The sequence below is a fragment of the Alcaligenes nematophilus genome (assembly GCF_026344155.1).
Lineage (GTDB): Bacteria > Pseudomonadota > Gammaproteobacteria > Burkholderiales > Burkholderiaceae_B > Alcaligenes > Alcaligenes phenolicus.
The window spans coordinates 230354-242922 of the sequence record NZ_JAPKMZ010000001.1; the positions used below are offsets into that span (position 1 = coordinate 230354).

A 12569-nucleotide genomic window follows, 5' to 3' on the forward strand; every position below is an offset into this window, starting at 1 on the left:
ATATGATGACCAGCATAAAAAAGCCAAGCTGACAAAAACGTCCACTCGAATATACACGGCTGCCATGGAAAACCATAAAGCAGACACAAAGACCGTAATTCGCAGTATGGTTTGATACCTTACCCACAAGACACGTTCTTGATAACCCTTTTTATAGGATTCCCCCTCATGTACGAGCGTATCCTGGTATGTACCGACGGCTCAGAACTGTCCGCCCACGCTGTCACCCATGCCCTGAATCTGGCCAAGACCAGCGGCGCCAAATTGCTGGCCCTGCGCGTCATTCCGCGCTATCGCCAAAGCTACCTGGAGGGCGGCCCCATTATCGACCAGAAGCTCGATAGCCGTATCGAAGCCTCCTGGGTAGAGCACGCCCAATCCGAGCTGGCCGCCGTCAAGCAGGCCGGTAAAGACATTGGTGTCTCGGTCAAGGGCCTGGTGGTGAAGTCCGAACTGGTGGCCGATGCCATTATTTCTACTGCTGAAAAGCAGAAAGCTGACCTGATCGTCATGTCCTCGCATGGCCGCAAGGGCTACAAGCGCCTGCTCTTGGGCAGCGAAACCCAGCACGTTCTGACCTACTCGGAAATCCCCGTTCTGGTGATCCGCAAGAAAGCCAAGAAAAAATAAAACGCGGCCAGGCATCAAAACGCAAACTCCGGTTTGCGTTTTTTATTCTCAGGAGTCCCGCATGAACGTCAGCACACAGGAAAAACGACGCCGTTTTCGAGCCTTGCATGAAAGTGGCTTACTGATTTTGCCCAACCCCTGGGACATAGGCGGAGCCAAGCGTCTGGAACGACTGGGCGCAAAGGCGATTGCCAGCAGCAGCGCTGCGTTTGCCTGGTCAAAGGGATTGGAAGACTTTGAGGTGGGCCGGGATGCCCTGCTGGCGCATTTGCGAGAACTGGCGGCCAGCACGAATCTGCCACTGAACGCCGACTTTGAAAATGGCTTTGCCGATGAGCCCGAACAGGTCGCCGAAAACGTCCGCCTGGCCATTGAAACCGGCATTGCAGGCTTATCCATTGAAGATCGCCATGGCGACGAACTGTATGACCTTGAGTTGGCTGTGGCCCGCATACGGGCTGCCAAGCAAGCGATTCTCAACAGTGGCGAGGACGTTCTGTTAATAGGACGCAGCGAAGGCCTGCTGATTGACGCGCTGGATCTGGGACAAACCATAACCCGGCTAAAAGCCTTTGCCCAGGCAGGCGCCGATGTGGTCTACGCCCCTGGATTACGCGAGCTGGACGATATTGCCCAAGTGGTCCAGGCACTGGCACCTACGCCCCTCAATGTGCTGCTGATTCATCCGGGACTGAACGTGCCCGATTTGGCCGCCATCGGTGTACGCCGTGTCAGCACAGGGTCACAACTGGCTCTGGCCACCTGGAACCGCTTTGAAGAGGCCAGCCTGCAACTGCTGGAGCAAGGGCATCTGCCGGCCACCCAAGCCCATCGCCGCTGGTCCTGATACAAGACAGGCAGGCATAAAAAAAGCGCAAGCTGCAAGGCTTGCGCTTTTTAACCCTTCAGTCAGAACTTAGCTGTCCTGAGCCTGGTCGCTGGACGCGTCCACTTTGGCTTCCTGATCGGTTTCTACGACTGCTTTCTTGGGAGCCACCCAATTCAGGGGCTCAACCTCAAAGGCCTGTTTACGACGTACTGGTTTCGATTTGCTCACGAATAACTCCTGCTCAATATCGACAGGGGGCGCTGCCCTTAGCGCCCCGATTTCTTTATTATATCAATGATTAGACCACAAATCAATTTTGGCCATAATATGGGCGCATTATGGATGCAAATTAGGCGATGTTAGAACAAAATAAAGGCAATTCAAAACAAGACTTTTTCATAGACAATTCAAGCCAAAATAACTGCCCTGAATATCTTACGGCTCGCCTAGACCCCAGGCACCCTTGAAAACTCATTTTTCACCCATTTGAGTACAACAATAAAGAGACAATGGCATGCACGATTCCCGCCCCACCGATCATCTGGATCGCTCCTTGCGCTGTTTTTTACGCATTGCACAATTAGGCTCGGTCAGCAAAGCGGCTGATGATTTGGGACAAAGCCAATCCAGCCTGAGCAAACAATTAAGCTCGCTGGAACAAAGCCTGGGCCAAACCCTGTTTACCCGTACCGGGCGCGGAGTCAGCCTGAATGATGCGGGCGAGCTGCTGCGCCAAGCAATCGAACCGGCCTATAGCCGTATTGACAGCGCTATCCATGCCGTGCGTCAGGAGCACGGCGTCAATTCAGGTACTGTGCGGCTGGCCACCGTCCATACCCTGAGCTACTACTTCATGTCCGATGTCGCTGCCGCGTTCATGAGTGCCCACCCTGGCGTGAATTTGTCCTTATTGGGACGCAGCTCGCCCGAGGTAGTGACTTTGGTGGAAAGCGGCAAAGCCGATGTGGGTTTTGTATACGACTCGGCGGTGGACTGTGGCGGCTTGATCTCGCACACCCTGTTTGACGACCAAATGTGCCGCATCTCTGCCAAGCTGGAGCCTTTTCCGAGTGCAGATTTAAGCCACCAGGCCTTGCGCCTGATCGGTTTTCCGCCCCATTACGCCCTGCGCCGCATGATTCACAGCAGCGGCCTGCACCCCGAATTTGTGGCGGAGGTCGAAACCATAGATGCCATGTTGCGACTGGTAGCGTCAGGATTGGGGGACTGTATCTTGCCGAGCCGCATTCCTGACAATCTGCTGCACGAGCACAATCTGCATAAATACCCGATTGAGCAACCTGCCCTGCAACGCCGGGTTGTGGCGATCTTGCGGGCAGACCGTGATCCCCAAGCACTGACTTCACGGCTGCTGGAATGTGCCTTGCGCACAGCGCAAAGTCTGTAACAAGCCTCTGCAACACGAACCTGTCGCAAGGATTCGTGGCAGATAGACAGCCCATAAAAAAAACGGGCCTGATGACAGACACTTCAAGTCTGGAAGTCTTCCAGAACCCTGAACATCCCTCATCAGGCCCGCTTGCTTCACTGCTCTACCCAAAGGCCGATGCCCTGCCCCGGCCCTGGATAGCAAACTGCTTTACTGTGCCACGCAGTCCACGTAGTAACGCTTCTGGCCGGAGGCATCCACCTCTTCCACAAAACCGTGGATATCCGTACCAAAGCCCGGACACTGGCGATGCAGTTCACGCGAGAACTTCAGGAAATCCACAATCGTCTTGTTAAAGGCTTCACCAGGAATCAGGAGCGGGATACCGGGGGGATAAGGTGTGATCAGGTTGGTAGTCACGCGACCTTCCAACTGATCAATCTCGACCCGTTCCGTACGACGCTGCGCAATGCAGGCAAAAGCATCAGCCGGACGCATGACAGGCACCACATCCGACAGGTACATATCGGTCATCAAACGGGCAATGTCGTGCTTGGCGTACAACTGGTGCACATGCTGGCACAAATCGCGCAAGCCCATTTCCTCGTAACAAGGATACTGGCGCGCAAACTGCGGCAGAACACGCCAGACAGGCAAGTTGCGGTCGTAATCGTCCTTGAACTGCTGTAGCGCTGTGACCAGAGAGTTCCAGCGGCCTTTGGTAATGCCGATGGTGAACATGATGAAGAAGCTGTACAGGCCAATCTTCTCCACAATCACGCCACGTTGCGCCAGAAACTTGGTCACGATAGAAGCCGGAATGCCGGTTTCACCAAATGTGCCTGTCAGATCCAGACCGGGGGTAACAATCGTGGCCTTGATCGGATCCAGCATATTGAAGCCATCAGCCAGCGGGCCGAAACCGTGCCACTCGCTATGCTCCGCATCGTCCGTAATGATCCAGTCCTCAGGCTTGCCCACACCGTCTTCTGCCAGTGTTGGCGGGCCCCAGACCTTGAACCACCAATCGTCTTCGTCAAACTGCGATTCGACCTTGCGCATGGCACGGCGGAAATCCAGCGCTTCAATAATGCTTTCCTCAACCAGCACACGACCACCGGGTGGCTCCATCATGGCAGCGGCCACGTCGCAAGACGCAATAATCGCGTACTGCGGGCTGGTGCTGGTGTGCATCAGATAGGCTTCATTGAACAAATGACGATCCAGGCTACGAGTGACCGAGTCCTGTGCCAGCACGTGGCTGGCCTGGCTCAAACCGGCTAGCAGCTTGTGCGTGGACTGGGTGGAGAACACCATGGTTTCTTGCGGACGCGGACGGTTCTTGCCCATGGAGTGAAACTGACCATAGAAGGGATGGAAAGCCGCGTGCGGAATCCAGGCTTCATCAAAATGCAGCACTTCCACGTAACCATCCACGGCATTCTTGATCACCTGGGTGTCGTAAATAATGCCGTCGTAGGTGGACTGGGTCAGCGTCAGCACACGGGGTTTGACCGTATCGGCATCCAGATGCGAGAGCAAGGGGTGCTTGCGGATCTTCTCGCGAATGGTCTCGATATCAAATTCGCTGCGCGCAATCGGGCCAATAATCCCGAAGTGGTTACGCGTAGGACGCAGAAACACGGGGATAGCTCCCGTCATCACAATGCTGTGCAGGATGGATTTGTGGCAGTTACGGTCCACGACCACCACATCGCCCGGAGCCACGGCATGGTGCCAGACAATCTTGTTGCTGGTGCTGGTGCCGTTGGTCACGAAAAAGCAGTGATCAGCGTTGAAAATACGCGCGGCATTGCGTTCGCTGGCACCAATGGCCCCGTTGTGATCCAGCAGTTGGCCCAGTTCTTCAACGGCATTGCAGACGTCGGCACGCAGCATGTTCTCGCCAAAAAACTGGTGAAAAATCTGCCCGACCGGGCTTTTCAGAAAGGCTACGCCGCCGGAATGACCGGGGCAATGCCATGAATACGAGCCATCCTCGGCGTAATCGAGCAAGGCTTTCAGAAATGGAGGCTTGACGCCTTCCACATAACTGCGCGCTTCACGCACGATATGACGCGCCACGAACTCGGGCGTATCCTCGAACATGTGAATGACGCCTTGCAGCTCGCGCAAGATATCGTTTGGCATATGACGAGCCGTTTTGGTCTCGCCATACACATAAATAGGCACATCGGTATTGCGACGACGCACAGCCCGAATAAAGGCACGCAGATTCACCAGCGCCGGGGCGCTGTCTCCATCTTGCGTGAACTCCTCATCATCGATGGACAAAATAAACGCGCTGGCACGACTTTGCTGCTGGGCAAATTGACTCAGATCGCCATAACTGGTGGTTCCCAACACCTCGAAGCCTTCGGCCTCGATCGCATCTGCTAATACACGAATGCTCAGACCAGACGCATTTTCAGAACGAAAATCCTCATCGATGATCACAATGGGGAATTGATATTGCATGCCATGTCCTTAATACAAGGGAGTGCCGCAGGGGCGGCAAAAAAAGGGAGGGACGTCAGTCGCTTTTGCGCAGCAGATCGTACCGTGTTTCACGTCCCGTCATGTGACACTTGCTTTTCCCTACGTCCTTGGGCATAATTCTACATGTCCCAGGACAAAACAAAAGGCGTGGTGACAGATTGGCTATGTGACGGACTGCAAATCCGTTCAGGTTGGTTCGATTCCAGCACACGCCTCCATCTTGCTTGCATTCAAGACAGACAAAACTGGCCTTCTTTCCGGTTTTGATCACACAGAAAAAGTCGCCATTACGGCGATTTTTTTATTCCCTTTTCCTGTACAGCAAATCCTTGTACTACGCGCTGCGGCCAAGCCCTTCCATCGGTTTTGGCCCACCGTTCCAACTTGGCCTGCAATTTAACACAAGCAGGCGCGTGATCTGCGCAAAAAACCCTCTTTTTCGTGCCCTAAAAACATCAATCTGCCCCAAGCGCGCTTTGGGTCTTGCCGCCTGACTTTATGGCTGTTACATGCAGATAGTTTGAGGACAAATTTATTGTCTGAAAATGTCTGTTTTTCACTACGACCTAGAACAAAGCCCAGGCTCATCGGCCATTTCCATCCTGTCGGTGGCGCTGGCTTTAAAACCAGTCCCTGGCTAGCGCTGATATGATGGCGGCATTCGCGCACGCTAAGCGCCATCCTGCCCGTTTCCAACACGCTGATGGCCGCCTCTGCACTACCTTTATCGACAAAGCCCTGTACAAGCGGCTTTCTCTGATTTACCGAGATTGTCTGACACCATGAAACTCACCACCTGGAACGTGAACTCCCTGAACGTCCGTCTTCCCCAAGTTCTGGACTGGCTCAAGGCCAACCCCGTAGACGTGCTGTGTCTGCAAGAGCTCAAACTGCCCGACGAGCGTTTTCCCTTGGAGGCTTTTCAGGAAATGGGTTATCACGCTCACTGGGCGGGTCAGAAAACCTACAACGGCGTGGCCCTGATTTCGCGTGAGCCTGGCACGGATGTGCAACGCAATCTACCCAACTACGAAGACCCACAACAGCGTTTGCTGGCCGCCACGTACCCCTCGCCTGACGGCCCGGTGCGTGTGATCTGTGCCTACTGCCCCAACGGGCAATCGCTGGAAAGCGAAAAGTACACCTACAAGCTGGAATGGTTTGCCGCCTTGCACGACTGGCTGGAAAAAGAATTGCAGCAGTATCCCCGTCTAGCCATTCTGGGCGACTATAATATTGCCCCAGCCGACCAGGACGTTTACGACCCGGTCAAATGGGGAGTCGATGTTCTGGTATCCCCGCCCGAGCGCGCCGCGTTCGAGCGTTTGCTGGCACTGGGCCTGCACGATGCCTACCGTCTGTTTGAGCAAAGCGGTAGTCCCTTTACCTGGTGGGACTATCGTCGTTTTGCCTTCCGCCGCGATGCCGGGCTGCGTATTGACCACGCCCTGCTGTCCGACGCGCTCAAGGCCCGTTGCGCAGCCTGCGATATTGACCGCGAACCGCGCGCCAATGAACAGCCCTCGGATCACGCACCCGTTACCGCTACCTTGTCTTTTAGCTGACACACTCATTTCATTATGCAAATTCAAAGCCAAATCATCGAGCAGACTGACTCGGCCTATGTGCTTGAGATCACCTTGGAAGAGGAGCACAAGGTCTGGGCCTATCTGGCCATCAGCGAGCCTGATCTGGATGCGGTCGCCCATATTGTCCCGCCCGAGCAATTCGAAGCCGGTGGCGATGTGCACGTGATGGCCATTGCCCAGCCCGAAGATGCCCCGCAGGAAGTGGAAGACGTTTTGTTCTCCATGAACCCCAATGACACGGTGGTCTTTCTGTGCGCGGACCAGGCCAGCATCCTGGCCGTTTTGAATGAGTTTGGGCAAACCGACCCAAGCAGCAATTAATTCTTTTATAAAAATCTACTTCTAGAGTCTGCTCTCCATGTCCACGAGCTATCCTGGCACCGTCTTTATGGTTGTCGCCCCCAGCGGGGCGGGTAAATCCAGTCTGGTCAACGCCCTTCTGGCCAACGATTCCAACATCATGCTGTCCATCTCGGCCACCACACGCGCCCCCCGCCCCGGCGAGAGCGACGGCCAGCACTACTTCTTTGTGGACAAAGCGCGTTTTGAAAACATGGTCGCAGAAAACGCCATGCTGGAATGGGCCAAGGTGCATGACAACTACTACGGCACGCCCCGCGAACCCATTCAGAAAGCCCTGAATGCAGGCCGCGATGTGTTGCTGGAGATTGACTGGCAAGGCGCCCGCCTGGCGCGTGAACATTTCCCCGAAGCCGTCGGCATTTTCATTCTGCCGCCCTCCTTGCCCACCTTGCAGGCCCGTTTGCGCAAACGTGGACAAGATAGCGAAGAGATCATCGCCCGCCGCCTCGAGGCGGCCGAGCACGAAATCGCCCATGTTCATGACTGTCAATATGCTATTATCAATGAGGATTTTGATACGGCATTACAGCAGCTATTGAGTATTGTGCAGGCCAGTCGTTTGCGCACTGCCACTCAGTCAGTACGGCATCGCCAACTCTTTCAACAATTAGGCGCAGATGCCCTGCTGAATCAGGGCTGATCTCCTTCTTATTACTTTTTGATAACAGGTCTACTATGGCTCGCATCACTATCGAGGACTGCCTGGAGCAAGTCCCCAATCGCTTTAAGCTCACCTTGGCAGCCGCCTACCGTGCGCGCGAACTGGCTCAAGGCCACGAACCACGCCTGGAAAGCAAGAACAAGCCTACGGTTACCGCCCTGCGAGAAATCGCCTCCGGCGCGACCGGTCTGGAAATGCTGCGCAAAGTTCCTACCTGATAGGCACAGGCGGAGCACGGTATGGCATTTTCTGGTTTACGGGGCGCATCGTCTGGGCTGTTGGCCGTCCTTAAAAAAGGTTCACGGCTAGGTCGTCGCAAGCCTAAAGACAAGAACACCCCGGCACTGGCACAAGCTGCCCAGGAAAGTGCCAGTCCTCCTATTGCCTCACTGGCTCCGCTACACAAGATCATCTCGCAGTACCTGGACCCGAAAGATGTAGAACGGGTACGGGAGGCCTATCGTTTCTCCGATCAGGCCCATCTGGGACAGTTTCGCGCCAGTGGCGAGCCCTATATCTCGCACCCCATTGCCGTCACGGAAATCTGTGCGGGCTGGAAGCTGGATACCGATGCCTTGATGTCGGCCCTGCTGCATGACGTGATCGAAGATCAGGACGTCACCAAGCAGGAACTGGCTGAGAAGTTCGGGACCGATGTGGCCGAGATTGTGGACGGCCTGTCCAAGCTGGAACGCCTGGAATTTGCTACCAAGACACAGCAACAGGCCGACAGCTTCCGCAAGATGCTGCTGGCCATGTCGCGTGACGTGCGCGTGATTCTGATCAAGCTGGCCGACCGCTTGCACAATATGCGCACCCTGGATGCGGTCAAGCCGGAAAAACGCCGCCGCGTCGCCCAGGAAACGCTGGATATTTACGCTCCGATCGCGCATCGCCTGGGCCTGAACGCCCTGTTCCGCGAGCTGCAGGATCGCTGCTTCAAGGCGATCTACCCCAATCGCTACAAGGTGCTGCACAAGGCCTTGCTGGCAGCGCGTGGCAATCGCCGTGAAGTGCTGGGCAAGATCACCGAAGCCGTCAAGATCGCCCTGCCTGCTGCCGGAATTGATGCCGAAATTTCCGGCCGTGAGAAGTCGCTCTACAGTATTTTCTGCAAGATGGTCGAGCAGAAAAAGTCCTTTTCGGACGTGCTGGATATTTACGGCTTTCGCGTCATTGTGCATACCCTACCCGAGTGCTATTTGTCCTTGGGTACGCTGCACCAGCTGTATCGCCCCGTACCGGGCAAATTCAAGGACTACATTGCCATCCCCAAAGTGAATGGCTACCAGTCCCTGCACACTACCTTGATTGGCCCCTACGGCACCCCTGTCGAGTTCCAGTTCCGCACCCGCGAAATGGACCACGTGGCAGAAGAAGGCGTGGCCTCTCATTGGCTGTACAAAGAAGACGACGTCACCCTGAACGATCTGCAAAAGCGCACACACCGCTGGCTGCAATCCTTGCTGGATATCCAAAGCCAGACAGGCGACTCCACAGAATTCCTGGAACACGTCAAAGTTGACCTGTTCCCCGATGCCGTTTACGTCCATACGCCCAAAGGCAAGATTATTTCCCTGCCTCGTGGTGCGACTCCGGTGGACTTTGCCTACAGCATCCACACCGATATCGGCAATCACGCTGTTGCTTCCAAAATCAATGGCGAGTTTGCCCCGCTGCGCACCGAGCTGAAAAGCGGTGACTCGGTAGAGATCATTACCTCCCCCGCCGCTCGCCCAAGCGCTCAGTGGCTGAACTACGTCCGTTCGGGCCGCGCCCGTTCGGAAATCCGCCATTACCTGCGCACGGTTAAATACGAAGAATCCGTGGCTTTTGGCCGCCGTCTGCTGGATCAAGCCTTTGACCAGCTAAGCCTGCCACATGCCACCGACGACGATCCCAACTGGGACAAACTGGCCAAGGGTTCGGGCGCTGCATCCCGTGAAGAAATTCTGGCCGATATTGGCTTGGGCAAACGTTTGGCCGCCGTCGTGGCGCGCCGCTTTGCTCCGGAAAACCCCTTGCTGGAAACCACTGCGGCCGAGTTTGACGAAATTAACGCCAACACTTCTGCACCGATTCTGATTCACGGTAACGAAGGTCAGGCTGTACAGCTGGCACCGTGCTGTGGCCCCCTGCCCGGTGACGCCATTATTGGCGGCATCCGTCTGGGTCACGGTTTGGTTGTTCATATGGCTGAGTGTGCGGTGGCACAACGCGCCCAGGCCAAAGAGCCTGAGCGTTGGGTTCCTGTCATGTGGGACAGCAATACCGCCCGCCACCTGTCCACCCGTCTGGATGTCACTGCGATCAACGAGCGTGGTGTTCTTGGCCGTCTGGCTGCTGAAATTACCGATGCTGACTCCAACATCCTGCATATTTCCATGCCGGACGAATCGGCTGCGACCTCGGTACTGCACCTGACCGTTCAGGTTGATAGCCGTACTCACTTGGCACGCGTGATTCGCGCCATCCGTCACGTACCGCAGGTTCAGAAGATTGTGCGTGTGAAGGGCTAAACCCGCTTGCAAACCAGCTTTCAGCCGTACAAAAAACGCCTGCTCAATAGCAGGCGTTTTTTATGGTTCAAATACGATCAAAGTCGACTACTAGGCCAAGGTCTCGCGCACATGTTGTTCCAAGGCCCGAATAAAAATATCCACTGGCTCATGCGCATAGTCGTCCTGCGGCAAGAATAAGGAAACGGACGGCAATGCAATTCCGTCGAAAGGCAAGGGGACTACTCGCACGACGCCCTGTTCGCTGAATTGTCGGGCTGAAATAGAACCCAGCAAAACCAATGCCTGGTTCTCGCGTAGCACCGCCAGGTTCGCCAAGGTCAAGGTCGACTCCAGCAGACAGCGAGGCTCCTGAAAGCCCTGACGGGCCAACCAGAAAGCCAAAGTACGACGCAAAGGAGCACCTTGAGGGGGCAGGACCCATTCATAGCTCAGGGCATCTTCCCAATCCACCGTTGATTTGGAAAAAATAGGGTGCTGCGGCTCGGCCACCATCACAATAGATTCGTTATACAAATGCAGGGTGTCAAAGTCTTCCAGGTCCTGGCTATCCAGCACCCGACCCAAGACACAATCCAGGCGCCCATCCCGCAAACGCTCCAATAAACTGGCGCTGCTACCCTCCTCGATACGCAAAACCACATCCTGAGCAGCCGCCCGCATGGCGGCCAAAGCTCCCGGAATCACCGCCCCGCAGGCTGGCGACACCCCCACACGAACCCGTCCCTTTGCACCTTGCTGGGCGACCTGAACCTCTTCGCCCAAACCATCAACTAGCCCCAGAAAGCGCTGAGCACGCAGCACCAAGGCCGCACCGGCTGCAGTGGGTAGTACCCCACGATTACTGCGTTCATACAAAGTGGCACCGACCAAGGACTCGGCCTCCAGCAAAAGTTTGCTGGCCGCCGGCTGGCTCATGCCCATCATTTCTGCCGCATGCTTCAGGCTGCCATGCTCACCCAATGCTGCCAGCAACTCCAGATGTCGCAAACGAATACGACGCGACAAGGGAGGAAGTTGGGGGGAAATACCTGTATCCACCATATCTTTACTCTCCGTAATCAGCTTCTCTGCTCCCCAGAAACTGAGCAAATTGAACCAAGGTTTGGTGCAGCGCCGGGTCACCCCGAACATGGGGGCCCGGGAGCAAGAATGCAGGGACATCAATGCCTGAGTCACCTGCTAGTTCAATCGGCCTCACCACTCCAGCCTGCTGCATAAAAGACGCCTGAGCCGCTGGCAAGCAGGCCACGGCATCTGATTGGGCCACTACTGTACTCAGACCGTGCCCGGCGGGGATCTTCCAAATGCGCGCAGGCGCTTCCATGCCGACCTTGGCCGTCCAGTCCTGGAACGCCCGGTGCCAAGAAACCGCTAACGTTGGCAAAATCCAATCCAAAGCCTGTACATCCTTGGGACTCAAAGACTTACCCGCCTTCAACAAGGGATGATGCGTTCTTAAAACAGGCACCACGCGACTGCTGATCCGTAACTGTCCAGTCCATTCATCATTCATAGGCTCGTCCAGCAAAACAGCATCGAGGTCCGCCTGAAGCAAAAGCGGCAACACCTGTTCAAACTCCAGATCCAGCAAACGCAGCTTCAAGGATTGGGACTGACGCCAGCGCACAAAGGCATTGCCAAGCGCCATGCCGTGTAAATCCGATATATAGCCAATCTTGAGAACAGGGGCTTGTTTCTCGTGATGCCCAGCACCCCGATCAAGTACATCCAGCAAATGCCCCAGACGTCGTAAAACCAATTTGCCTAGTGCTGTTGGCTCGATGCCTTGCCGGCTGCGTGTAAACAAAGTCGCAGCCATCTGCGCCTCGATCTCGGCCAAGGCCTTACTGACTGCAGATTGGGTCAAGGACAAATCGCGCGCAGCACTATGGATACTGGAATTCCGCCCTAAGGCGGCCAAAACCAAGAGCTGACGCGGTTCAAGCCGCTTCATCAGGCACAGAAAAACACAAAGAAAAATTCGTTTCTGGTATTCACCATAGTTATAACAAGACGTGAATTTTTCATTAACTGGGAATGGATGGCCGAGCATACCATGAACTTCATGTTCAACAGTTACCCGGAT

The 12569-nt window shown here is 55.3% G+C and carries 12 protein-coding genes and 1 tRNA gene; 9 read left to right on the forward strand and 4 right to left on the reverse strand.

Translation table 11 applies throughout. The features are described 5' to 3' along the window. Window positions 1-168: 168 nt before the first annotated feature. A complete protein-coding gene (locus OSH04_RS01055; RefSeq protein WP_009457090.1) occupies window positions 169-630 on the forward strand; it encodes a universal stress protein in 462 nt (153 codons plus the stop codon). 61 nt (window positions 631-691) lie between these two features. Next, window positions 692-1477: an isocitrate lyase/PEP mutase family protein gene (locus OSH04_RS01060; protein WP_266107783.1), complete on the forward strand. Its 786-nt coding sequence runs from the start codon at window positions 692-694 to the stop codon at window positions 1475-1477. Window positions 1478-1546: 69 nt separating this feature from the next. Here the strand turns inward: OSH04_RS01060 and OSH04_RS01065 are convergent, their stop codons facing one another. Then, window positions 1547-1687 carry a hypothetical protein gene (locus OSH04_RS01065; RefSeq protein WP_021446543.1) on the reverse strand — a complete coding sequence of 47 codons (141 nt, stop codon included), beginning with the start codon at window positions 1685-1687 and terminating at the stop codon, window positions 1547-1549. Window positions 1688-1973: 286 nt separating this feature from the next. On the opposite strand from OSH04_RS01065, the gene OSH04_RS01070 reads away from it, so the two are divergent. Then, window positions 1974-2867 (forward strand): LysR family transcriptional regulator, encoded by an 894-nt coding sequence (locus OSH04_RS01070; RefSeq protein ID WP_266107784.1) that lies wholly within the window; start codon window positions 1974-1976, stop codon window positions 2865-2867. Between the two features lie 192 nt (window positions 2868-3059). Here OSH04_RS01070 and OSH04_RS01075 read toward each other — a convergent pair whose 3' ends face one another. Then, window positions 3060-5327, reverse strand: a complete 2268-nt coding sequence (locus OSH04_RS01075) for an arginine/lysine/ornithine decarboxylase (RefSeq protein ID WP_266107785.1) — start codon at window positions 5325-5327, stop codon at window positions 3060-3062. 165 nt (window positions 5328-5492) lie between these two features. On the opposite strand from OSH04_RS01075, the gene OSH04_RS01080 reads away from it, so the two are divergent. The 6 genes from OSH04_RS01080 (at window position 5493) to OSH04_RS01105 (ending at window position 10480) form a co-directional block, all read left to right on the forward strand. Beyond that, window positions 5493-5566, forward strand: a tRNA-Cys gene (locus tag OSH04_RS01080). Between the two features lie 564 nt (window positions 5567-6130). Beyond that, window positions 6131-6913: an exodeoxyribonuclease III gene (gene xth, locus OSH04_RS01085; RefSeq protein ID WP_083053460.1), complete on the forward strand. Its 783-nt coding sequence runs from the start codon at window positions 6131-6133 to the stop codon at window positions 6911-6913. Window positions 6914-6928: 15 nt separating this feature from the next. Further along, window positions 6929-7258, forward strand: a complete 330-nt coding sequence (locus tag OSH04_RS01090; protein ID WP_009457104.1) for a hotdog family protein — start codon at window positions 6929-6931, stop codon at window positions 7256-7258. 37 nt (window positions 7259-7295) lie between these two features. After that, complete coding sequence (gene gmk / locus OSH04_RS01095; protein ID WP_021446541.1) at window positions 7296-7940, forward strand: guanylate kinase; 645 nt, start codon at window positions 7296-7298, stop codon at window positions 7938-7940. Window positions 7941-7975: 35 nt separating this feature from the next. Then, a complete protein-coding gene (gene rpoZ / locus OSH04_RS01100) occupies window positions 7976-8179 on the forward strand; it encodes a DNA-directed RNA polymerase subunit omega (RefSeq protein ID WP_003799665.1) in 204 nt (67 codons plus the stop codon). Window positions 8180-8200: 21 nt separating this feature from the next. Next, window positions 8201-10480 carry a RelA/SpoT family protein gene (locus OSH04_RS01105; RefSeq protein ID WP_009457108.1) on the forward strand — a complete coding sequence of 760 codons (2280 nt, stop codon included), beginning with the start codon at window positions 8201-8203 and terminating at the stop codon, window positions 10478-10480. Window positions 10481-10570: 90 nt separating this feature from the next. Here the strand turns inward: OSH04_RS01105 and OSH04_RS01110 are convergent, their stop codons facing one another. Together OSH04_RS01110 and OSH04_RS01115 are read right to left on the reverse strand one after the other, a co-directional pair. Further along, a complete protein-coding gene (locus OSH04_RS01110; RefSeq protein WP_251196946.1) occupies window positions 10571-11524 on the reverse strand; it encodes a LysR substrate-binding domain-containing protein in 954 nt (317 codons plus the stop codon). Window positions 11525-11528: 4 nt separating this feature from the next. Next, entirely contained in the window at window positions 11529-12536 is a 1008-nt protein-coding gene (locus OSH04_RS01115) for a LysR family transcriptional regulator (protein ID WP_266107786.1), read from the reverse strand. Window positions 12537-12569 lie beyond the last annotated feature (33 nt).